The following is a 21,355-nucleotide window of genomic DNA, read 5'->3' as shown; positions in this document are numbered from 1 at the left end:
CAAAAGGACTAAATAATCCAAAATCAATAAGATAAAAAAGTATTCAGAAATAAAAGAAGAAAATCCATCCTATTAGTGATTAAATAAAAATACTGCAATAAACTAAAGGAGGATGGAATGTATAAGAAAATGTTAACAGAATGGATAAGAAAGCTGCAACCAAGACAATCAAGAAGATTGACAGAAGAACATCTTAATGCAGCAATGATACTAATGGAAATAGAACTAGAAGAAGTAAGAAAGGAATTAGAAAAACTCTATAGCCAAGATAAAAGGGGAAGAAAAGGGTACGATCCAGTATGTGTGCTAAGAGCATTACTGCTAATGATAATACTACAGTATGAAAGAATCAGCAAGTTTGCAGAAGAATTATATGACAAGCCAAGACTAGCGATGATAGCAGGGTTTAAGCCGAAAAAAACGCCAGCCGCATCAACGTTTTATTTGTTTATAGACAGGTTAGAAGATGGAGAACATCAAAAAAGTTGTGAACATAAGTTAAAAGCATCCAAAAAGAGGAAGAAAAAACACATTCGTAATCTATCGGCAGAAAAAGAAAGTAAAGAAGCGCGTAAGAAACAGATAGAAAAGAAAGTGACTCAATAACAATACACCTAAAAAAAGAGCTTTTAGCTAAAAAACAAGAACCAAGGGTAGAAGGGTTACAAAAATTGCTAGAAGATTTACTGATGAAACTAGCAATAATACCGAGTGCAAATAAGGGGTTGCTAGGAGAACTAACCAAGCTAAAAGTGTGTGGAGATGGTTCAGCCCTAGAAAGTGGAGCAAACTGCAATGGACAGCCAACTTGCGATTGTCGTTCAAAAGGTATTTATAAATGTAAATGCGACCGTATTTATTCAGACCCAACCGCAGATTGGGGATTTGATTCTTATCGTCAAACATACTACTTTGGTCACACTTTTTATCAGCATACAATTTCTGTTTCTGGACACGATTTACCCTTACATATAACTATGGGGCCTGCTTCCGAGAGTGATTTTACTCTGTCTATGAAAAGTCTGGATTCTATGTTAAAGATGTTTTCTGCTCATGTTCTACCTGTGAATATCTACTCTATGAGTTATGATTCTGGTCACGATGGATTAGGCATTTATCAGTATCTCAAGGCTAATTCCATTAAACCTGTTATTGCCCTCAATCCCCGTTCTGGTACTCTCCCCAAGCCTACTGGCACTGCTAAACTTGTTAATGAAAAAGGTGTTCCTCTTTGTCCTGCTGGTTTAGAAATGCGTCATAATGGTAAGCGTGGTGATGGTAGAATCTATTACAATTGTCCCGTTAAGCGTCCTACTCATCTTAATGGTAAATATGTTTTTAAGACTCACTCTCAAGAATGTCCTCAAGGCTCTCTTTGTCAGCCTGATTCCCAAATGGGGCCGGTTGTTTATATTCGCTCCTCTGATGACTTACGTCTTTATCCTGATATTTCTCGCTATTCTCCTGAATATAAACTCCTTATGAATCTTCGCACTGGTTGTGAGCGTTCCAACTCTACCAAAAAAGTTGTTCATAAACTTGCTAACCGTCCTTGTCGTTCTGCTTCTCATTTTCTTGTCCGTCTCTATCTTGTTGCTATTCTTGAACATTCCAAGGCTTGGTTGGCCGATCGTAAAAAAGCTGTTGGTTCTGATACCTTAAAACTTATCGCTTCTTTTTTAGCTGCTTAAGTTTTTTTAGGTTTTAATTTTTAGGTTTTCTAGCTTTTTGGCTGGGTTGCGTAGCTTTGTCTTTTTTTCTTGTCTTTTTTACTTGCTAGCTTTTTGACTTTGCATTTTTGATTTTTTGGTTGGCTTTTCTCTCTGATTTTATCAATTTATCCTATTAATCTTACGCATTTTTTAGGATAAATCTTTCCGTACATACCTATCTTCTTTATTCTCAATTATTCAGCTTGTTTTGCTGAATACCCTCTGCCACGTCAATTATTCCTACCCTTTTCTTCGGGGAGTTTTTTCCGTGTTTTGGGAACCCGGTGGGGTCTTAATCCGCTGACCGTCAACTATTCTACAGATTGGTACATGAATCCGCAGCATGTTACGTCTTAATCCGCATGCCACGTCAATTATTCCTACTCCCCGGGGTTCAACTGCCGATGAATACAGGCTTAAAACCCAGTTTTGGCTAACCTTATGCTGAATTAGGAATTGTACGACGTGAAAACGCTAAGATTAAAACATATGATTTCCTGCTTGTCAACGAAAATAAACGACTTATCAATTTTGGCTAACCTCGATTTTCCTAACAAGATGTTGCACCTCCATAAAATATGGCTTAACCCCTTTATCTACAACATCTGTAGACACACCATTCTTTAATATTTTTTCTCTGCAATACGTAAGAATACAAAGCTAATTACTTTATGTAATATAATTAGTATTAATTCTAACTTTTTAGATTTTTATAGATCAATGCCTAAGCGTCCACACTTAAGATGTAAGCCTCGACGAGTTAAACCTAATTCTCTAGCTGTGCGGGAAATATTGTTTTCATTACGCTTAAGCGTTTCGGTTAAAATTTGTCTTTCTACTTCATCAATAGCTTCCGCTAAAGTAGTATTTCTAGGGATAGTAATTGCACCTGTTTTACCTAGCATAACCCATTCGGGGCGAGTAGATACTTGACGTTGAAAATTAACTATTTCTGGCGAAAGGTCTTCTAAAACCACAATATGTTTATCATCAGCATAAGCAACGACTCTTTCAATTTCATTTTGAAGCTGTCTTATATTACCCGGCCAATTATAGTTAAGTAATTTATCAGCCACTTCTTCAGACAACTTGACAGATTTGTCCATTCTTTCGGCAAAAGTTTTTAAGAAACTTTCTGCTAAAGGTAAGATTTCTTCTCGTCGCTCTCTAAGTGGAGGAATTTGTATGCGGATTACGTTGAGACGATGAAAAAGGTCTTCACGAAATAACCCTAGGCTAACTTGTTTTTCTAAATCTCGGTTGGTAGCAGCTAAAACCCGGACATTAACCTTTGTTGGTCGATCATCGCCTAGGGCGTGGACTTCGCCTTCTTGCAAAAATCTAAGCAGTTTAGGCTGAATATCTAAGGGAAGTTCACCTATTTCATCCAAAAATAATGTCCCACCTTCTGCTGCACGAACTACACCACGTTGATCGCTAGTTGCACCAGTAAAAGCACCTTTGCGATGACCAAATAGGCGACTTTCTACTATATCTTTTGCTACAGCAGCACAGTTAAAAGGAACAAAATCTCTATCTCGTCGCTCGCTTTCCAAATGTACAGCGCGGGCAATTAATTCTTTGCCTGTGCCGGATTCACCAGTAATTAAGACAGTAACATTATTAGAGCGAATTTTATGTATATGAGCTAAAACAGATTTCATAGCTGGACTAGCAACTAAAAAGCCAGACATTGAGCTAAGACAGCGCAATGATGTAGGGTCAAAATCTTTAGTGGTTTTAATACGTTCTCTTAATGTATTTATTTCTAAACTTTGTTCTGCAAGTCTAACAATGGAATTAAGTTGGCTTAGCCTACGCTCATTAGGTATTTGTCCTGCAACAACATAAAGAAGTAATTTTTGCTCACGGTCTGAAAACTCTTTGACTATATGTTCTGGTGCTAAGGCACGGCTTCCATTAAGTTGTAAGCGGATTTTATCATAAATTCTAGCGATATTACTTAAAGGATTACCCTGACTAATAATAGGATTAAAATCTGTTGTTTCTGTTATTTCAAAAATTATAACAGTGCTAGCAGCCATTAAATCACGAGCAATTGCAGTAAGTTCACGAAGCAGTAATTCACGTTGATGTGTTGCTTCCATCAATCTTTCTATTAAAAAGCTATCAAAATTAACTGCGGCAAGGGTTTTTTCTGCTGCAACTACACCTTGGCGGGGAAGTTCACTAAATAGTTTTGCTGCTTTTTCTTGCAGTTTTGTTACTCCTAGTTCAACAAAAATATTTTTTGCTGCTAGTAGGTTGGTTTCTGCTAGAACAATATCGCCAAGTTTATATAAAACCCTTGCTAACTCAAGTTGTGAAAGGGCTGTTTGATAAACTGATTTAGTTGTATTAAAACAAGAAATACTTTGATCAATAGCATAACGTGCGCCGCTAAGATCTCCCATTGCAGCACGAGTGCGGCCTAAAAGCCGTTGAGAATAGCCTGAAAGCTCTAAGTCTGCTTGTTTATCTAATTTTGCTCGTGCCATTTTAAGAAAGTCTTCTGCCGTTCGATATTCTTTTTTTTCTAGGTGCATTTCTGCTAGCACAAGATAGGAAATCGCCGCATGTTTAGTTACTTTAGAATTAAAAGTTAGTTGCAAGGCTCGTTTGGCATAATCAAAAGCTTCGTTATGTTTGTTTTGAGCTAATAAAACTAGAGCTAGATAGCGAAATGACTCAGCTAAAGGAGTCTTAGTTTTTATTTGCATTAGCAGATCTATGGATAAGCTTATCTCTTTTTCTGCTAAATCATATTTTTCTTGAAAGTAATGTAAATAACCTAGAGTTTGTAAAGCTATGGCCTCATCACGTCGGTTTTTTGCTTCTTTAGAAAGGTTTAAACCACGAGTTAATATTTCTTGGGCTTCTTTCCAATTTCCTAATCTAATTAGGTTTTTCCCTAGGTTACTATAAGCAACTCCTAAAAGTCTTTTATGTCCAACATTTTCTAAATGTTCAATTGCTAGTTCATAACAGCGGGTAGCGGCTTCTATTTCGCATTGGTCAAAATAGACAGCAGCTAAATTTATTTGTAAAGCTCCTTGAAGTATATGATCCGTAGAGCTTTCAGCTAAATTAATTGCTCCTAAGAAATTTTCTTTAGCAGTTGTTAATTGACCTTCTTGATAATCTATTAGCCCAAGCCTTAGGTATGTTTGAGCTAATGCATGAGTGTCGCCAGCCCGACGTTGATAATCAATTGCTTCCAGCAAATGATCACGAGCAATTTTATATTCTTCTATTTCAACAATATAAGTACGACCTAGGGCATGATAGGCTTCTCCAACACCAGACTCAAAACCTATGTCCTTAAACTCTTTTAAGGCTTGATTTAATAATGCTATTGCTCTAGGGTGATCACCTAGCCAACTATAAACCCAACCTAGCCTTAAATTTACATTTCCTCTAACTTGAATAGAAAGTTCCTCTTTTGCACCAGTTTGTTCATATTTATTTAATACTTTTAATGCTTCGCGGTATTGATTCATATTTTCCAAACACTTGGATAACATACAGCGAACAATATATTCTTGTTCTGTTGGCAAGTCAGTTTCAAGAATTTCTAAAAAATGTCGGCTTGCTTCCTGATCAGCATTACGACGTAGCGCAGCCTCGCCAAGAAAGATTTTTTCTTGTACAGATAGCGTGTTTTTTGTTTCTACTGGTGACATAAAATTGATAGGCTTTAAGATATTATTTTAAGATATTTCGCCATTTGATTTTTAGCTTAAATAACTCTTGGTGCCAACCCTTGATTTATATTTATGCAAAAAAATGGATAAATTTTTAGCTAAAATTAAGTTCAATGATTATAATTGCTTATTACTCATCTTGTTAGAAATTAAAAATCAGGTCTTTTAAATCTTATGAAAATTATTATTGCTGAAGATGATGTAATGAGTGCCAGAATCCTAGAAATTTTTTTTGTTAAACAAGGTATTAAAGTTTCCATAACAACTAATGGAGAAGATGCTTTAGCACTCCTAAAAACACAACATTTTGATGTTTTGTTAACTGATTGGATGATGCCTAAAATGGATGGTATAGAGCTTATACGCCAGGTAAAAGCCTCTATTTGTCCATTACCTATAATTATTATGTTTACTGCTGTTAGCTCCCAAAATGCTAAGAAAATTTTGTTTAACTTAGGTATAAATGACTATATTGTTAAACCTTATAAGCCAATTGATGTACTAGAATGTATAAAAAAATTTTTTCCTAATTAATTTTCACTACATTTCACACATAATTCTATAAATACCTCAACATAAGATTGTTTATAAAAACTCTGGAAATAAATGCAAACTTCTACCAACTTTTGTGAACTAATATTTTAAAGTTACGTTAACAGTGTTAACTAACTTGAAGGCGTTAAATAAATCACAACAATATCTCATAAAAAAGTCAAATAAGGGGTCAATATGAAAAAAGTATTTAATTTAGTAATGGTATTAGTAGCAAGTGTAGTATTTTTCAATGGATTAGCATATGCTGAAGGAAAAAGTAAAACAGTAGATATTAGTAAAGATGTAATAGTCAATGGAACAGAAGTAAAAAAAGGTAAATATGAAGTAACATTTGATGAAGAAAAGCAAGAAATTAGTATTTGGAAAGGTGATAAATTAGTAGCTAAGTCTAATGTTCGTAAAGGTTTACTTAAAAACAAAGCGGCTGTTAATCAATTAATGACTACTAAACAAAACCAAAATGATATGCTTAGAGGCATTATTTTAGCTGGTGAGCAAGAAACCATTTTAATTAGCCCTGATAGCACAGTTAATGCTGCTCCTCAACAGTAACTAACTTTTTGATAAGGAAAGTTTATAGACTATGGAAAAGCTTATTATTGGAATTATTGTAGTTGTTGGGCTAATAAATTTTTATCCAATAGTAGGGATTTTTTCTAGTGAAATTTTATTTAACTTATATAAAATAGACTCTATTAGTAATGATGTTCTTATACTATTAAAACATAGAGCTATTTTATTTGGTTTGTTGGGTGGGTTTATTATTTATTCAGCGTTTAAGCCAGAATTACAGATCTGGGGCATTATTCTAGGATTAGCAAGTATGTTGCCATTTATTGTAATTGCTCTATTTACAGGAAATTATGGTATTGGTATTCAAAAAATAGTAGTTGCAGATGCTATTGCTTTGGTTGGATTAATTATTGCGTTAGTGCTACGGTTCCTAAAAGCTGGAAGTGCTATATAACTTACAATAATTTAGACCTAGTTGCTAATCTTTAGCAAAAAGCATTGATTGGACTAAATTAACCAAAAATGAATCTCCATTGATTTAGTTTATCTACCTATCAGCAATAGCTTATTTGTATTTGCAAGCAGCGGAGTATAATTTTTCTACTTAGTAAAAATCACAAGTTGAAGGAGAAAAACATGGAGCAACGCAAACTAGGCAACCAAGGCTTAACAGTTTCAGCAATTGGCTTAGGTTGTATGGGAATGTCTGAATTTTATGGGGCTTCTGATAAGTCAGAATCTTTAGCTACAATTGCCCGCGCTTTAGAATTAGGAATTAATTTCTTTGATACGGCTGATATGTATGGCCCATTTGTTAATGAAGAATTATTGGGAGAAGCTGTTAAAGGTTGTCGTGATAAAGTAGTTATAGCAACTAAGTTTGGAATTATGAGAGGTGAGGATAAATCTTTTCTTGGTGTAAGTGGAAAACCTGAATATGTCCGTTCAGCTTGTGAAAATAGCTTACGCCGTTTAGGTGTAGAAGTAATAGACCTTTATTATCAACATAGGGTTGATCCAGAAACTCCAATTGAAGACACTGTTGCAGCTATGGCAGAGCTAGTTAAAGAAGGAAAAGTAAAATATTTAGGACTCTCTGAAGCAGGCCCGGAAACTTTACGTCGTGCTTGTAAGATTCATCCAATTTCAGCACTTCAAACAGAATATTCTTTATGGACACGCGAGCCAGAAGATAAAATTTTGGCAACTTGTCGAGAGCTAGGAATAGGTTTTGTAGCTTATAGCCCTTTAGGGAGAGGTTTTTTAAGTGGTGAAATTAAGAAATTTGATGATTTAGCCGCTGATGATTACCGTAGAATGTCGCCACGTTTTCAAGGTGAAAATTTCCAGAAAAATTTAGATTTAGTAAAACATATTGAGCAACTTGCTAAAGAAAAAGGCTGTAACGCTTCACAACTTGCTTTAGCCTGGGTGCTTGCCCAAGGAAAAGATATTGTTCCTATTCCTGGAACAAAAAGATGTAAATACTTAGAGGAAAATGCTGCTGCATTAAGCATAGAATTAACTGAAAGCGATTTAGCAAAAATAAATGAAATATTACCAGCAAATAGCGCGGCAGGTTTAAGATACCCAGAAATGTCAATGCGCTTTATTAATCAATAATCCCCCATATAACTTTGGGAATATAAGATAAATATGTTCCCAAAGTTTATTGAATAACAACAATATCTAATTTTGTATCCCCTTTAATTTCAATCTCTGTATATTTGTTGCCATTAACAAAAACGGAAACTTTCTCTCCTACTTTTGTTTGAAAATCTATTTTGTAATTTCCTTTTTCGTCTATTTGTGCGGTTTTGCCATAATCCCAGCTAGTGTTAATAATTAAAGCTTTTTTATCAGTGTTTTTTTGCTCAGTAGATCTATTTTTATTTTTATATGTTACTGTCCCATATAAAGAATCGGCTAATACTAAAGTAGATAGTAGTAAGGTCAATAAAAAAGCATTAAAAAGTTTTAACATCAAAACTCCTTAAATTATTAGTTAGATTGATAAATTAGAATGTTGATTTTTGTTGCTAAATCAAACAAGTGGTTTAGTTTAGCATAGTTAGAAGGTAGTAGCGAAGAAGAAAATTTTATGCGGATGAGAGGACTTGAACCTCCACCAACCGAAGTTGACAGCGTCCTGAGCGCTGCGCGTCTGCCATTCCGCCACATCCGCAAAGTGCCAGCAAATATAAAAGATTTTAACTTTTGTAGCAAGTTTGAATAACAATTTTTTTCCGCGTTAAAAAATATCTTGTTTCTATAAGTTTTTGATAAAATTAAACTTAGTCCAGCCTTAAAAGACTAGGCTATTAATGACCCTTAACAGGGTTAAAAGTTATATATTGCTGTATTTTTAATAACTTATGCTATTACAAAGCAGTTTACTGTCTGAACAAACATTTATTTTTTTACATCAACATTTGATTCGGCTAGGTATTTGGGCATTATTTAGTATTATTCTTGGTATCGTAATTTTACTAGCAAAAAGACAAAACCTAGCAGCAGAACATTTTAGCCTTCAATTTATCGTTTGGGGTGCTATTGATGGAATAATTGTGCTTTTTGGGCTACGTGACAGTTCCCGTCCAGATTTAGTTGCTGCAATTAAGCTTAGAGAATTTCTTTGGCTAAATGAAGGTTTAGATATTGGTTATGTAGCTGTAGGCATTACACTAATAATCATTGGCCGATGGTCAAAAGTTAATTCTGCTAGTTTGGTTGGTGCTGGTTTAGGTGTAGCAATTCAAGGATTTCTACTGCTTTTACTAGATGGTGTGCTACTTTGGCAATTACCTAATATTTCTGACTGGATCAAGCCATAAAATAGCTACAAATATTTTAATATTATTTTTTGCCGGGTTTTTCAATTTTCTTGTTAACACTTTTCTTTTTTCTAACGTCTCTTAGTTAAAATTCTTTTAAAGACCAAAAAAGAAAAGGTTTTGAAAATTTCATGGTAGAGCAAGTCATTGAAATAGCTCCAAGAAGTAATAATAAAGACCAACCCGCGCTAGAACCTTCACTTTCAGACTTAGTTAGTGATGCACGTTTAGGTAATCGCATGGCATTTGGTGAGCTTTACCGACGGTTTGCCCGTATGGTGCATGGCGTTATACTGGCAAATGCTCCAGCAAATGTAGCAGACGATCTAGTTCAAGATGTTTTTCTAACTGCGCTTAATCAGCTAGCTAATCTACGTATTAATCAAGCTTTTGGCGATTGGTTAGCAACCATAGCCCGTAATCGTGCAATAGATTACAACCGCCAAAGTAAAAAAGTCCTGGAGTTAGCTCAAAAACCTATTTCTACAAATACATCAAAACTAGAAGCTACAGCTATATTAGCTGTAATTCATAGCCTACCTGATTGTTATCGTGAACCTCTAGTTTTACGTTTAGTGGAAGGGATGACAGGGCCTGAAATTGCCGAGCAAACAGGCTTAACACCTGATTCAGTAAGAGTTAATTTACATCGAGGAATGAAATTATTGCGTAGCAAGTTAGAAGAAAGGGACAACAATGAGTGACTATCTTTGGGATAAATCAGGAAAACCGGATCCAGAAATTGAGGAATTAGAAAAAGCTCTAGGAAGCCTTAAATATAAAGAGCAGCCATTTAATTATCCTGTTAAAGCAAAACCAGAGGGTTTATCTATAAAATTACTAATAGCAGCCTGCTTAGTATTAGCTCTAACTGTTGGTTTGTTGCAAATTTTTATAACTCAAACTAATCAAAAGCTTTCTTCTACTACAACTATGCCCATAAAATTAACAACAGAACCAGCAATTGATGGCAAAAAATCAGCCGAGCAAGTTATTTTTGCTCTTAGCATAACTAATGCTGAACTAAAAAAAATTCAGACAAAAATTTCTAAAAGAAAAAATTTTAATTAATAAGGAAAACATATGAAAAAAGGAACAAAAATCTCTTTAACCTTAATCAAATTAATTTGTTTTATTACTTTGCTAGTTACTACAGCCAAAGCTCAGGATGGCAGATTACAGCTTGATAGCTTAAATCATTTGGATACAAAAGCCGAAGAAATGGTAAATATTTCATTAGACCAAAATATGCTTAAAACTGCTGCAAATTTTCTAGACATAAAAGATCCAGCTAAAAAGGCTGAACTTGAAGAATTAGTTAAAGATTTAAAGGGAGTATACATTAAGGTTCTTGAATTTAATAAACCTGGTGAATATTCACTTTCAGAATTTGATGTCATCAAAAGCCAATTAAGAGAACCTATCTGGTCAAAATTATTTGATAGTACAAATAATAATGGCAAAGAATTTGCCCAAGTTTATACAATGAACCAAGGTGGCAATATTACAGGATTAGCTATTATTGCGGCTGAAGAAGATGAATTTGTGGTTATAAATATTATTGGTTCAATTAGTTTAGAAAAACTCAAAAAGCTCCAAGGCAATTTTGGGATTCCAGATTTTGATGGGCTTAAGAAAAAATCTAAAGAAAATAAAAAAGTACAAAAAAACTTTTAGTTATTTGGTAAAGTAGTTAAGAGTTTTTTCTTAACTACTTCTGTTTGCAATAACATATAGACCATTACTGCACCAATAACTAAAAAAGCACCCAACGCTTGCCAGCCAGATTTTAATGGCTCGCTTAGTAAAACTGCACTTAAAACCAATGCGGCTACAAGCCTTGCTCCCATCAAGCTAGTAAAAAGTGCTGCTCCAAGTAAACTTAAACTATTGATTTGGATTAAGTTACCAGCAATTAAGTTAACTACTAGTAAAGCAATAAAAAGTCCCCACATTTCCCAAGACATTCTTAGCCAACTATACCAATTTTCTTGCAAGAAAAAGCTAGCAACAAAACCTGTCAACATTAAAACTACACTTTGTTGAGCAAAAAGCACTACTGAGCTTATTTTATGGCTAGTTTGCTCATAGCGAGTTAGCAAAACATAAAAGGCTAAAAATATATTGGAAAACATTGCTAAACTAATTCCAATAGTATCGTTTAGCTTCCATTCATCTTGGAAAATACTTAAAGAAGGTTCTCTAAGAATTACTAAAATAGAACCTAAGCTAGAAACAGTTAAAGCTGAAAAAGTATAAGGTGGTATTTTTTCGCGAAAAAACGCCCGTCCAACTATTGCAACAACAAATGGAGTAAGTAAATTAATTAATTGTACATAAGAAGCACGAGTAGCTTGGATAGAAAGGATATTTGTCACCATTCGCACTGCGCCAACAAACATTAGTAGCCAGGCACTACGATTTTTTAGCGACTGTGTCCAAGAATGTTTAACTAAAACTGGAGACATTAAAATTAGAACTCCAGTATAACCAACTGCAACTAAAGCAAATGGAGGGAGAACTAAAAGCAGTTTTTTAGCAATTACTGGATAACTACCCCAAATTAAGTGCGCACTTAAACCTAAAAATAGACCAAAGACTAAAGATTTATTTAATAAATTAGGGTTATTACTCAAGTTTTACATCCGTAGAGAATTTCTTATAATCGCTATATTTTTGATTTACTCGGTTAGTAAATTTTTTCTCAACAAATTCACTAGAAGCTTCTATGGGAAGTAAAAAGCTATCTTCGCCTAGTGTGACATAAGCATAATCTACAGCATAGGAAAGAGACTCTAATCCTTTAGGCAATTTTTTTTCTTGGTACTCAATTCTTAAAGGGACTAAAGTTTCTGTGTCTATCCAGGCTTGTCCAACTTGTTCAGAAGCAAGGCGTTTACCTTCAAAAAAATAATATTGTTGGTTAACTATTTTACTAGTAAATTTAAGTAAATAAGTATTTCGGCCTCTTAAGATATGAAAATTAGTATCTAGGTCAAAGCTAAAATCTTTTTGGTCACGCGAAGCAAAATGAGAAACTAAAATTGAGCTAAAAACCCCATCAACTTGAGGGCCACGAGGCTTAAATTTATCAGACTTAACAGTTTTACCATTAATTGATTGAACTTGTCGATATTCTTGGAAATCTAGTTGTGTACGACCTTTTTTTGTTAGCTCAAGTTGGCGACCTGTTAAGCGAGAAACAATTTCACTACTTTCTAAAAGTTTTCCTGAAGGTTTTTGGTAACTTTCCTGCAAGATAGTTTCAGTAGCAATAAAATCAGGCAAGGATTTTTCAAAACTATCTGCTCGACTAGCTAAAGCAACTAGGATTTTTTCTAGCGTTTCAGGATCTGCTGGATTTTGTGCAAGTATAGCAATAACAGCAAAAAAACATAATCCAATGGTTAATAATGATTTCTTTAAGAGTTTTTCTATCATCAATTTTCTGAAGTTGGTTTAGGTAACTTAAACCAAAACCTTGATCCTCCTTGATTAAGCGGCAAATAGCCTATTGTCCCACCCCATTGTTCAATCATCATTCGACAAAAATAAAGCCCTAAGCCTATTTTTCCTCTATATTTACCTATTTGATAAAATTTTTGAAAAAGATGGCCTACCATATCTGAAGCAATACCTACTCCTTGATCATCAACATTAACATTAACAAAATCGTCTTCTAACTCTAAGGTTACTGTTACAGTAGAGTTTTTAGGACTATAGCGTAAGGCATTTTCTAGTAAATTAGAAAATATTCTTGTAAGTCGTGAATATTCACCTACTACTAAGTAATTTTTCTTATTTTGAATATTTGGAGAAATCTCCAAGTTTACTTGTTTTAAGGCAAAAGCAGGTTGAAGACTTTCAATAACTTCTTGTAAACAAAGTAGTAAATTAGGTGCTTTGTTAATATTGTTTGAGAAATTATTTAATGATGCAACTTCAGCAGCAAATACATCTAAGACTTCTCTAATTAATTTTGCTTGTTTATCAGCTTGATTTAGGCCAATAGTTACTAGTTCTTTTGCTTCATTGCTAAGCTCTTCTAAGGAAATTAATGATAACGCGCCTTTCATACTATTTAGAGGGGTATTTAAGTCATGTATGATGCAATGAAGTAAAATTTCTTTTTTCTGAATTTCTTTAGAAAGCTGATAATACTTTAAGCTAATTTCTCTGCCTGTTTGAATTAAATAATGTTTTTCTTCATAGGAGATGCGAGAAAATTCAATTAGTAAAACTTTTTTTTGTTCTTTTTCTAAAAAAAGTGCTACGGCTTCTAAGTAATATTCTTTACCTACGTTATTAGTTTCAATCCAAAGACCTGATTTTAAGTGTCCTGATTTGGTATGTTTCCAAAAGTCTTCTGCATCTATTAAAAAATTATCTAAAAAAGGGGAAACTCCTTCTAGGTTTACCTCTTTTGACTCAGAAATAACGTTTGGGTAAATATCTGGAAACCAATCAGGCAAACTACCAAGTAACTTAAATAGTTCTGTGTCTAGTCGTTCTAGTGCAACAACATTTAGAGCTACCAAAAGTTCTTCCATCGTTACTATATCCTCTTGACTACCAAGCTTTGCTATCATTGTTGTGATAAACCCAAGAAAAAACAGGAATTGGTTGGTTATTTATTATTAAATTTCTTGGAGAAAATTTTGTTTGTAGTTCTGCTAGTTTTTGAAATGTCGTTTCATCTATTAAAATTTCCTTAGCTTCTGCTTGACGTTCTAAATTGGCTGCTAGTTTTACAGGTTGTCCAAGTGCAGCTAGAAATTTTTGCTCTTTACCATTAATTATACCTAAAGAAATTGTACCAGAAGCAATGCCAATACCAAGTTCAAAAGTAGGATGTTTTTCCTTTTCACGATATAAATTTAATTCATTTATTGCTTGTAAAGCTCTAAGAGAGGCTCTTAAAGCTTGTCTAGCTGAAATGGCAGTTGAAGGAAGTACACCAAAAATAGCCATTACCCCATCACCAATAACTTTATCTAAAATCCCAGATTCATCAATTATTGGTAAAAGTATAGTTCGCAAATATAAATTAAGTACCTTAAATACTTCATCTGATTGAGCATCTTCACTATATCTACTGAAATCACGTAAATCAATAAACAGAATAGAAACTTCCTTATGTAAATCATTTTGCCCAAAAAGTCTGACTTCTTGGGCAATATTTTCTGCTTCACTTCCAAGCATCATGCCAAGCATTTTTGATTGTTTATCTCTAAGTAGACTTAGGTCATTAATTTTCTGTTGCATTATTTGTTGTTTACGTTCTTCTTCAGCAACACTTAGAAGCATCACCCAATCAGCACTATCTGAGGGAAAAATATGTAAATCGGCAGAGAGTTCTGATTCTAATTTTATTTGGGGTAGGATTATTTTTTCTTCTTGAAGTGGAAGCAACCCACAAAGAAAGCCTAGTTTTTCAGCAGCTAAATCACCTATGGTTAAATCCATAATTCCATAAGCCGCCCAATTACCTCCTAGCTCTACAACACAACCCTGTTTATCAACTTTTAGAAAGGCTAGGCAACGTTCTTGTTCTATTAATTGGCTTAAGTAATCCAATAATTCTGTTGGGACTATCAACATTAGGCCCCCACCATTTTTTCTGCTAATGAAAGAAATAATTCTTCTACTCCTTCGCCGGTTTTAGCACTACCTTTAATTACAACTAGACCTTGGTCGGTTAGCTCAGTAATTGTTGCTTGGTCAATTTCCCAATCTTCTACTAAATCAGCTTTGTTTAATACCAAAATAAAAGGGACTTTTCCAATAGCTTCTTCAACATTTTTTTGTAGAGAAAAAGCTTTATCCAAAGTAGAACGTCTAGTTCCATCAACTACCAAAATATATCCGGCTGAACCTCGTAAATAGGACATTTGAACTTTGTTAAATTCATCTTCTCCCGCTAAATCCCAAAGCATTAGCATTAGATCTTCGCTACCAACTTTAAGAACTTTTTTGTCTATTTTTACCCCTACAGTTGTATGGTATTTTTCTGAAAAAATACTCTTTACAAAACGAGCAACTAAGCTAGTTTTACCTGTAGCAAAAGCTCCCAGCATACAAATTTTTTTCTGAATCATTACTTAAACCTTATTTACTAATTTTTTACTTAGTATTTATAACAGATATTTGAAAAGATACCCGGCGATTAACTTCACTATTTTGCTGTGAGTTAGCTGTATTTGTCAAAGTATCTGCGACACCAATTCCAACCGCGCTAAAATATTTAGAATCAATATTTTGTGTCGCTAGTAGATTTACCATTTTAGTTGCACGTTCTTTGCTTAAAGACAAGTTTAAGTCTTGTGTTCCAACCTCATCAGTTTGTCCAATTATTCTTATTTCTAGCCTTTTATTTATTGATTCAGCTAAAGAAATAAGTTTTTTTAGAGTTGTGACAAGTTGAGAAAGTTTTTTTTCTTCTCCATCAATAAATTGTGTTTTGCCATTAACAAATAAAAAATATTGTTTTTCTATTTCTAGCTTAACTTGTTCTAATTCTTCAGTTTCTTGGTCAATTAAATTATCTTCCTTAAAAGAGCTAACTCCAGCAATTACTCTTGACCATCTTTTTGCATCCCTGATCCATTGATTTGGTGCTTTACCACTTGCAATTAAAACATTGTTTTCTAGTCTTAAATTTACCGTTTCTGGTGTTTGTAATATATCTTTAGCTCTGGCTAAAATAAATTTAGGTTGCATAGCCTGATAAGGTTCCCAGCGTGAAATTACTTTCTTTTCACTTAAACCTGCTTGTTTACGAAGTTCTTCTGGGTTTGTTGCTAGAGGGTCAACAAGTCCAGCAATAAAATATTTACTTCCTTGTTTACTTGTTTGAGTAATTACTATGCCGGGTTCGCTATTAAGTCTATCCAAGTAAATTTGCCAATGCCAATAATGCCAAAGCCAAACGCTAAACCAAATTAGCAGCAAAGTGCTAATAACCCCAAATGTGCCTAAAAAAGCAGGGGAAAGCTTTTTTTCATCTTTTTTAGCTTCATATTGTGATTCTAAACAAGGCTCTAAAAGTGGTCGAACATTTTCAAATATGCTAGCATCACCTTGAAATTCACTTAATATAGTAGATTGTTCAAGATGAATTTTTTCTAAAGCTTCCTGAAAAGTTGCTCTTAGTTCTTTAGGCGTATTTCCTCTTAAAACGCCTGCTAACAAGGCTTGTGGCCCTTGTTCAATCCAAACTGTTAAATCCCCCATTCGCAATTCTTGTAAAGACTCATTTTGTCCAACTTGAAAAGAATCCCGTACAAAATCTTGAATCGCGCTAAACATTCCAGAAACCATATCTGCATCTTGAATTTCTGTCCCCTTAGATAAAAGTATTGGTGAAACCATATGTTGAAGTAAAAGACCTGTTTCTTTATGAATTAAAAAGACTTGTTCAACTCGATAAAGTAAAGTTTTTAGTAAAACTATCTCTGCAAAAGTTCGCCCAGTACGAAAAGCTTCTAATCGCCATTTTAAGCCTTGAGCAGAAAAACTATTTTCTAAGGTTTGGTTTAAGCTTTGTAGCATTGTGCTTAGGGTTTGAGCTATTGCTTTACGAATTGCAGGCCCCATAACAGGAAAAAGCGCGTCTACAAGGGTTCGTGGGTCTTTTTTTACTGATACTTTAATAGCGGTTTCAATGGTAGGTTGTAAGGCTTCGCCTAATCGCTCATCTCGTTTTATACTTAAAGCAAAAGCTCTAGGTAAAACATTACTAACACTTTGGGCTTGTTGTTCAGGGTCGTTTAGGTGTTTTTTTATTTTGGAAAGTTCTTCTTGTTCAGGAGCAAACAGTAAATGCCGAAGCTCGCCCAATAATTCTGCTTGGTTTTGAGCATCGCTTTCAGCATCTACTGTGGATTTTTCGCTAGCTAATTTGTTGGTTTGGCCTAAGTCTGGATCTAAGGACATGTTAGCTTAAGCTACTAGGTTATTCTCCACCTGGAATCTTAAATTCATTATTTAGACGCATTGCTACTTCAGTAAACAAAGTAGCTAAAGTAGTACGGTCAGTTTTATCAAGGCGTAATTCTTCAGCCTCGCGGCTAATTAAGTTTAAGAGTTCTTCATATTTATTTCTAATTTCATCAGATAATTGTTTGGATTTATCTGTAATTTGTTGGTTAAGTTCTCGTTGGGTTTTAATTAAATTGTCATCTAATTGAGTAACTTTTTTCTCTAGCATTCGAGAAGAATCTTTTATTTCCCTGGAAAGCTCTTTAGTGTTGTCTGAGCGTTCTCTTTCTTCAACTTTTAAGCGATCAGCTAAAGACTCTAATTCCCTTTTAATATAAGTTTCTAGGTTGTCAAAACGTTTTCTCATTTCGTCTTTTAAGTCTGTTGTTTCTTTTACTACTTTCTCTTCCAAACGAGCTAATCTTTTTTCATAATTGCGCATTTGTGAGCCAAATAATATTTCTCGGACTTTGTCTAAATTTCCACCTGATAGATCGCTGCTAGTAAAAGCATTCTTGTTAGTATCTTCAACAGCAACAAGTTTTGTTTCTGTTGGTAGGTTTTTTCTTTTCTCTTCTGCCATACTCATTAGATAACCCTCTACTTTTTCTAAAGTTTATTAGCTCAAAAAGTTAAATTAATTACAGGTTTGGTGGTTATTACTTTAACCTTTTTTTTCTGATTAAAACAATTAGAAATCACCTATTTTTTAGAAAACAACCAACATAAATATAGCCTAGGAATATCACCCTAGGCTATATCTACTTTAAATTTTAGAAAATTTATCTTTTTTATTTGACTACAACTTTGCCTTTAAGCATTCCCATGCCACAAGTAAATTCATAGTTTAAGTCTTTTTCTGGAGTAAATTCAACTACTGTTTCTTTATTAAGAGGTAAGTCTTTACGAATACCTAGCTCAGTAAATAAAATTTCATTACCACAATTTTTTTCATCCACTCGATAAAAAGCTATTTGTGCAGGAACACCTGATTTAAGTTCTAAATTAGTAGGTTCATAGCCATTTTCACTAACAGTAACTTTTAATTTCTGTACTCCAGAATCAGTTGTTGCAGCAACTGTTTCTAAGGATTTACCTTCAGCAATATTAACAACAAAAGGAGCAACAATAACTTTTCCATTGCGTTGAAATTGAGTCCAAATTTTATAAAGACCTGCTTTAGGGAAAATTGTTCTAGTGCTAACTTCGGGGCCGCCACGAGCATCTTTGCTTTCTGCTTCTTTAAGCGGATGAGCATGTAAATTTTCTGTATGGTCTTGATTAATAATATTAAAGTGAGCAAATGCACCTAAGTAAGGCTCAATATCTGTAAGTGGTTTACCTGTTTTAGCATCTTCTAGTAAAAAGGCTAAATTTAGCGCATCATTAGTTTGAAAAGGCTTTTCAGGCTTTATTGTAACTTTAACGCCGTCAACTATTTGGCTATCGGTTTTATCTACAACTAATGGAACTGCCGCTTGTGGAGTACCAGAAACATTAAGTTCTAGACGAGCTAGACGATGACCTACACTTTTAGGGCTATAGTCCATATAAAAGCGGTATTTACCAGCAAAAGGAAATTCTGTTTCTACTTCATAAATGCTTCCATCACCTGTTGGTTGTGGATGAATATGATTAAAAAATGAAAGATCCTCGCTAGTAACAATTAAATGTATAGGTTTTTCATGAACTATTTCTAAATCATTGATAGCAACATCTTTAGTAGTGCTATCTTGAATAGAGAAAATAAGTTTAGCTTTTTCTTTTGGTTTTACCTCACCTGGTTCAGTAGCTAAACTAACATTAAAATAAACTTGTTTTTTCTTTTCTACATTAGGCTTATCTTCTTTTTTTTCTTCTGTTGTTTGATTGCAAGCCAATAAAAGTAGGCTTAAGAAAAATGTTAAAACTAATATTGCTTTTTTTTTCATTGAGTGACAACCTCCAAACTTGGGTCTTGCCAAGTTAGTTTATTTTTCCTCCAATTGCTTTTTCTAAAGCAACTAAAGATAAGTAATATTCTTTATTTATTTGAATAAATTGCTGTTGAAAATCTATTAGACGACGCTGTTCAGCAATAACAGCTAAAAGCTCTTGTTCACCTAATTGATAAGCAACTGAGATAATTTTTAAGTTATCCTGTGCCTTAGGTAAAATATCTATTTCAAATAGTTTTAATGTTTCTTTAGAGCTTTCTAAACGATTAAGAGCTAGTGCAACTTCTTGTTTAATTTGTTGTTCTAGTTGTTCGCGTTGGTAGCGAATTTGTGTTTTAGTAGCGGTAAATTGTGCAATTGTGCCTTGGTTACGGTTATTTATTGTTAGAGGGATGGTGATGCCAACACCGATTTTTCTATTAATATTAGACGATCTAGCTACTACCATATCTTCAACTTCTCGTTCTTCTGAGTAAGTCGCAAAAAGATTTATATCCGCTTTAGCATTAGCCGTTGCTAAATCAATTTGTGCTTGTGAAAGTTCTTCTTTAAGACGTGCTGCTTGTAAATCTAGGCGACTAGCTAAAGCTTGTGTTTGTAAATCTAGTAAATCTAGTTGACTAGTTATTTGAGTAGGAAAAAACTCTGTTAATTTTACTGCTGTATCAGCCTCTAAACCAGCTAAAGTTTTAAGCTGCAAAATACTAGCTTTTACTTGTAAATCTGTTTGCAGAAGAACGCTTTTCCAACGGTTTAGCTCTACTTGTGTTAGTTGTAAGTCTAATTTAGCTGCCTCACCTTGTTCAAATTTTACTGTTACTAGCCGAAGATTTTCTTGAGTAAGAGCAACTAGCTTTTCTAGTAATTCTAAGGTTTTAGCTGTAGCAAGAGTGTTTATATATTGGGTATAAATTTCTGAGCGTAAAGTTTGCTCTTGAAAAGCAATTTCTTTTTCTGCTTGAGCAAGTTCTAACTCTACAACTTGAACACGTTTTTGACGCTTTCCACCACGTTCAAAAGGTTGGGAAAAGTAGCATCTAAGTCATATTCACCTGTGCGGCTAGCAAGTTGGTCGCTTCCAAACTGCACGCTAATTTGTGGATTAGGTCTTAAGCCTGCTTGCAAGCGTTTAGCTGCTAGAATATCGCGGGTTTGTCGTGCTGCTAACAAATTCCGATTATTTGTTAGAGATTGGTTAATTAACCAATCTAATGTAACCCCATTCCCAATATATTGTTGATAAATAGGTGTTGGAAATTGTGCAAGGTCTATTTTTTGCAAAAACTCATTTTCTGGATTTGTTTGACTAGGTTTTTCTTGTGCTTTGATAACTGTTAAATTCAATATTATGAATAAAATACCAAAGATAAAATAATAAAAATTCTTCTTCATAAATAAAACTATTTCTTAAGCTTTAGTTTGAACTTGCCTAAATAAAGCTATTTTGCGATAGAAAAGCCAAATAAAAAACATAAGTAGTAGTGTAGCACTACTTATAAAAATAATTTGTTGCCAACTAATTGAGCTAATAACAACTTGTTTTTCTAGTGCAACAATACCTGAAATACTAGTGTTAGCATCAATATTGCTACCAGCAATACGCATTTTTAACCCATAATTGCCTACTTGGGGAAATGTTACTTTTGTTTGATAAATTCCAGGGCTATTTGTAGTTGCCGCAACTGCCTCAAAATTAGCAGCATCCGCATAAACTGTACCATAAGATATTTTGCTAGTTTGTAAATTCCCTAGAAAATTAAAATTTAGCTTTATTTGAGCATTACTAATAGGCTCATTAGTTGTTAAATCTGTCACAAAAATTTTAACTAAAGTTTCTGTTTGTGCTATAGGAGTAGCATATTTAAGTAAAATTTCTGTATTACTAGTTTTAGCTAGTTTGCTATTAAGTTGTCCTGTTTGTGCTATAGGAAGATCTCCTGCTTCATCCGCATGGTCATCTCCTCCATGAGCAAAAACAAATGAAGAAAGACTAAAAATTAAAAAAGAGAAAATACCAATAATAAAGACTTTTTTAATCATTTTTATAACTCCTAGCCCTTTAGGGCTAGTCTATTCTCATATGCCACTACGTGGCATTGAAGGTTTAAGACAACGAATAA

General features: G+C 33.9%; 23 protein-coding genes, 1 tRNA gene and 1 pseudogene. 10 read left to right on the top strand and 15 right to left on the bottom strand.

Annotation, left to right across the window (positions count from 1 at the left end; translation table 11 throughout):
* The first annotated feature begins 117 nt into the window (after nucleotides 1-117).
* Nucleotides 118-606: a transposase gene (locus tag IPK14_11905; protein ID MBK7994090.1), complete on the top strand. Its 489-nt coding sequence runs from the start codon at nucleotides 118-120 to the stop codon at nucleotides 604-606.
* Nucleotides 607-689: 83 nt separating this feature from the next.
* Nucleotides 690-1,691 carry a hypothetical protein gene (locus tag IPK14_11900; GenBank protein ID MBK7994089.1) on the top strand — a complete coding sequence of 334 codons (1,002 nt, stop codon included), beginning with the start codon at nucleotides 690-692 and terminating at the stop codon, nucleotides 1,689-1,691.
* A gap of 731 nt (nucleotides 1,692-2,422) precedes the next feature.
* On the opposite strand, the gene IPK14_11895 is transcribed toward IPK14_11900, so the two are convergent.
* Nucleotides 2,423-5,395 carry a sigma 54-interacting transcriptional regulator gene (locus IPK14_11895; GenBank protein MBK7994088.1) on the bottom strand — a complete coding sequence of 991 codons (2,973 nt, stop codon included), beginning with the start codon at nucleotides 5,393-5,395 and terminating at the stop codon, nucleotides 2,423-2,425.
* A gap of 195 nt (nucleotides 5,396-5,590) precedes the next feature.
* Between IPK14_11895 and IPK14_11890 the strand changes: the two genes are divergently transcribed.
* The 4 genes from IPK14_11890 (at nucleotide 5,591) to IPK14_11875 (ending at nucleotide 8,107) form a co-directional block, all read left to right on the top strand.
* A complete protein-coding gene (locus IPK14_11890; protein ID MBK7994087.1) occupies nucleotides 5,591-5,950 on the top strand; it encodes a response regulator transcription factor in 360 nt (119 codons plus the stop codon).
* Nucleotides 5,951-6,145: 195 nt separating this feature from the next.
* A complete protein-coding gene (locus IPK14_11885) occupies nucleotides 6,146-6,523 on the top strand; it encodes a hypothetical protein (GenBank protein MBK7994086.1) in 378 nt (125 codons plus the stop codon).
* Between the two features lie 31 nt (nucleotides 6,524-6,554).
* Nucleotides 6,555-6,938 (top strand): phosphopantetheine adenylyltransferase, encoded by a 384-nt coding sequence (locus IPK14_11880; GenBank protein ID MBK7994085.1) that lies wholly within the window; start codon nucleotides 6,555-6,557, stop codon nucleotides 6,936-6,938.
* Between the two features lie 182 nt (nucleotides 6,939-7,120).
* On the top strand, nucleotides 7,121-8,107 hold the full coding sequence (locus IPK14_11875; protein MBK7994084.1) for an aldo/keto reductase: 987 nt from the start codon (nucleotides 7,121-7,123) through the stop codon (nucleotides 8,105-8,107).
* Nucleotides 8,108-8,153: 46 nt separating this feature from the next.
* On the opposite strand, the gene IPK14_11870 is transcribed toward IPK14_11875, so the two are convergent.
* Both IPK14_11870 and IPK14_11865 read right to left on the bottom strand, forming a co-directional pair.
* On the bottom strand, nucleotides 8,154-8,468 hold the full coding sequence (locus IPK14_11870) for a hypothetical protein (GenBank protein MBK7994083.1): 315 nt from the start codon (nucleotides 8,466-8,468) through the stop codon (nucleotides 8,154-8,156).
* A 118-nt stretch (nucleotides 8,469-8,586) separates the two neighbouring features.
* Nucleotides 8,587-8,669, bottom strand: a tRNA-Leu gene (locus tag IPK14_11865).
* Between the two features lie 190 nt (nucleotides 8,670-8,859).
* Here IPK14_11865 and IPK14_11860 point away from each other — a divergent pair.
* The 4 genes from IPK14_11860 to IPK14_11845 all read left to right on the top strand — a co-directional run bounded on the left by IPK14_11860 (nucleotide 8,860) and on the right by IPK14_11845 (nucleotide 10,995).
* On the top strand, nucleotides 8,860-9,318 hold the full coding sequence (locus tag IPK14_11860) for a hypothetical protein (GenBank protein MBK7994082.1): 459 nt from the start codon (nucleotides 8,860-8,862) through the stop codon (nucleotides 9,316-9,318).
* 131 nt (nucleotides 9,319-9,449) lie between these two features.
* Entirely contained in the window at nucleotides 9,450-10,022 is a 573-nt protein-coding gene (locus IPK14_11855) for a sigma-70 family RNA polymerase sigma factor (protein ID MBK7994081.1), read from the top strand.
* Complete coding sequence (locus IPK14_11850; protein MBK7994080.1) at nucleotides 10,015-10,389, top strand: hypothetical protein; 375 nt, start codon at nucleotides 10,015-10,017, stop codon at nucleotides 10,387-10,389. The genes IPK14_11855 and IPK14_11850 overlap by 8 nt, the downstream gene beginning before the upstream one ends.
* 69 nt (nucleotides 10,390-10,458) lie before the next feature.
* On the top strand, nucleotides 10,459-10,995 hold the full coding sequence (locus tag IPK14_11845; GenBank protein ID MBK7994079.1) for a DUF4252 domain-containing protein: 537 nt from the start codon (nucleotides 10,459-10,461) through the stop codon (nucleotides 10,993-10,995).
* On the opposite strand, the gene IPK14_11840 is transcribed toward IPK14_11845, so the two are convergent.
* The 12 genes and pseudogenes from IPK14_11840 to IPK14_11785 form a co-directional block, all read right to left on the bottom strand.
* Entirely contained in the window at nucleotides 10,992-11,954 is a 963-nt protein-coding gene (locus tag IPK14_11840; GenBank protein ID MBK7994078.1) for a DMT family transporter, read from the bottom strand. The genes IPK14_11845 and IPK14_11840 overlap by 4 nt on opposite strands.
* The gene (locus IPK14_11835; GenBank protein ID MBK7994077.1) at nucleotides 11,947-12,759 is read right to left on the bottom strand and encodes a hypothetical protein; all 813 of its coding nucleotides are present in this window, start codon (nucleotides 12,757-12,759) and stop codon (nucleotides 11,947-11,949) included. The genes IPK14_11840 and IPK14_11835 overlap by 8 nt, the downstream gene beginning before the upstream one ends.
* Nucleotides 12,759-13,907: a HAMP domain-containing histidine kinase gene (locus IPK14_11830; protein MBK7994076.1), complete on the bottom strand. Its 1,149-nt coding sequence runs from the start codon at nucleotides 13,905-13,907 to the stop codon at nucleotides 12,759-12,761. Before IPK14_11830 ends, IPK14_11835 begins: the two co-directional genes overlap by 1 nt.
* On the bottom strand, nucleotides 13,888-14,919 hold the full coding sequence (locus tag IPK14_11825; GenBank protein MBK7994075.1) for an adenylate/guanylate cyclase domain-containing protein: 1,032 nt from the start codon (nucleotides 14,917-14,919) through the stop codon (nucleotides 13,888-13,890). The genes IPK14_11830 and IPK14_11825 overlap by 20 nt, the downstream gene beginning before the upstream one ends.
* Complete coding sequence (locus IPK14_11820; protein MBK7994074.1) at nucleotides 14,919-15,416, bottom strand: GTP-binding protein; 498 nt, start codon at nucleotides 15,414-15,416, stop codon at nucleotides 14,919-14,921. The genes IPK14_11825 and IPK14_11820 overlap by 1 nt, the downstream gene beginning before the upstream one ends.
* 25 nt (nucleotides 15,417-15,441) lie before the next feature.
* Nucleotides 15,442-17,253: an OmpA family protein gene (locus IPK14_11815; protein MBK7994073.1), complete on the bottom strand. Its 1,812-nt coding sequence runs from the start codon at nucleotides 17,251-17,253 to the stop codon at nucleotides 15,442-15,444.
* A gap of 19 nt (nucleotides 17,254-17,272) precedes the next feature.
* Complete coding sequence (locus IPK14_11810; GenBank protein MBK7994072.1) at nucleotides 17,273-17,887, bottom strand: hypothetical protein; 615 nt, start codon at nucleotides 17,885-17,887, stop codon at nucleotides 17,273-17,275.
* 202 nt (nucleotides 17,888-18,089) lie between these two features.
* Entirely contained in the window at nucleotides 18,090-19,229 is a 1,140-nt protein-coding gene (locus IPK14_11805) for a cupredoxin domain-containing protein (protein ID MBK7994071.1), read from the bottom strand.
* A 34-nt stretch (nucleotides 19,230-19,263) separates the two neighbouring features.
* Nucleotides 19,264-19,935, bottom strand: a complete 672-nt coding sequence (locus IPK14_11800; GenBank protein ID MBK7994070.1) for a TolC family protein — start codon at nucleotides 19,933-19,935, stop codon at nucleotides 19,264-19,266.
* Nucleotides 19,912-20,265: pseudogene (locus IPK14_11795) on the bottom strand (TolC family protein). Before IPK14_11795 ends, IPK14_11800 begins: the two are co-directional and overlap by 24 nt.
* On the bottom strand, nucleotides 20,211-20,579 hold the full coding sequence (locus IPK14_11790) for a hypothetical protein (protein MBK7994069.1): 369 nt from the start codon (nucleotides 20,577-20,579) through the stop codon (nucleotides 20,211-20,213). Before IPK14_11790 ends, IPK14_11795 begins: the two are co-directional and overlap by 55 nt.
* 63 nt (nucleotides 20,580-20,642) lie before the next feature.
* Entirely contained in the window at nucleotides 20,643-21,275 is a 633-nt protein-coding gene (locus IPK14_11785; GenBank protein MBK7994068.1) for a hypothetical protein, read from the bottom strand.
* Nucleotides 21,276-21,355 lie beyond the last annotated feature (80 nt).

The sequence above is a fragment of the Blastocatellia bacterium genome (assembly GCA_016713405.1).
GTDB lineage: Bacteria > Acidobacteriota > Blastocatellia > Chloracidobacteriales > JADJPF01 > JADJPF01.
The sequence above is the reverse complement of the archived record's forward strand: the minus strand, read 5'-3'. Positions and strand labels throughout refer to the sequence as shown.

Coding starts and splice junctions, on each gene's coding strand:
- IPK14_11875 (MBK7994084.1), top strand. CDS start 7,121: ATGGAGCAACGCAAACTAGGCAACCAAGGCTTAACAGTTTCAGCAATT.
- IPK14_11885 (MBK7994086.1), top strand. CDS start 6,146: ATGAAAAAAGTATTTAATTTAGTAATGGTATTAGTAGCAAGTGTAGTA.
- IPK14_11890 (MBK7994087.1), top strand. CDS start 5,591: ATGAAAATTATTATTGCTGAAGATGATGTAATGAGTGCCAGAATCCTA.
- IPK14_11825 (MBK7994075.1), bottom strand. CDS start 14,919: ATGTTGATAGTCCCAACAGAATTATTGGATTACTTAAGCCAATTAATA.
- IPK14_11810 (MBK7994072.1), bottom strand. CDS start 17,887: ATGAGTATGGCAGAAGAGAAAAGAAAAAACCTACCAACAGAAACAAAA.
- IPK14_11835 (MBK7994077.1), bottom strand. CDS start 12,759: ATGATAGAAAAACTCTTAAAGAAATCATTATTAACCATTGGATTATGT.
- IPK14_11805 (MBK7994071.1), bottom strand. CDS start 19,229: ATGAAAAAAAAAGCAATATTAGTTTTAACATTTTTCTTAAGCCTACTT.
- IPK14_11815 (MBK7994073.1), bottom strand. CDS start 17,253: ATGTCCTTAGATCCAGACTTAGGCCAAACCAACAAATTAGCTAGCGAA.
- IPK14_11785 (MBK7994068.1), bottom strand. CDS start 21,275: ATGATTAAAAAAGTCTTTATTATTGGTATTTTCTCTTTTTTAATTTTT.
- IPK14_11895 (MBK7994088.1), bottom strand. CDS start 5,395: ATGTCACCAGTAGAAACAAAAAACACGCTATCTGTACAAGAAAAAATC.
- IPK14_11900 (MBK7994089.1), top strand. CDS start 690: ATGAAACTAGCAATAATACCGAGTGCAAATAAGGGGTTGCTAGGAGAA.
- IPK14_11905 (MBK7994090.1), top strand. CDS start 118: ATGTATAAGAAAATGTTAACAGAATGGATAAGAAAGCTGCAACCAAGA.
- IPK14_11820 (MBK7994074.1), bottom strand. CDS start 15,416: ATGATTCAGAAAAAAATTTGTATGCTGGGAGCTTTTGCTACAGGTAAA.
- IPK14_11850 (MBK7994080.1), top strand. CDS start 10,015: ATGAGTGACTATCTTTGGGATAAATCAGGAAAACCGGATCCAGAAATT.
- IPK14_11860 (MBK7994082.1), top strand. CDS start 8,860: ATGCTATTACAAAGCAGTTTACTGTCTGAACAAACATTTATTTTTTTA.
- IPK14_11830 (MBK7994076.1), bottom strand. CDS start 13,907: ATGATAGCAAAGCTTGGTAGTCAAGAGGATATAGTAACGATGGAAGAA.
- IPK14_11870 (MBK7994083.1), bottom strand. CDS start 8,468: ATGTTAAAACTTTTTAATGCTTTTTTATTGACCTTACTACTATCTACT.
- IPK14_11880 (MBK7994085.1), top strand. CDS start 6,555: ATGGAAAAGCTTATTATTGGAATTATTGTAGTTGTTGGGCTAATAAAT.
- IPK14_11855 (MBK7994081.1), top strand. CDS start 9,450: ATGGTAGAGCAAGTCATTGAAATAGCTCCAAGAAGTAATAATAAAGAC.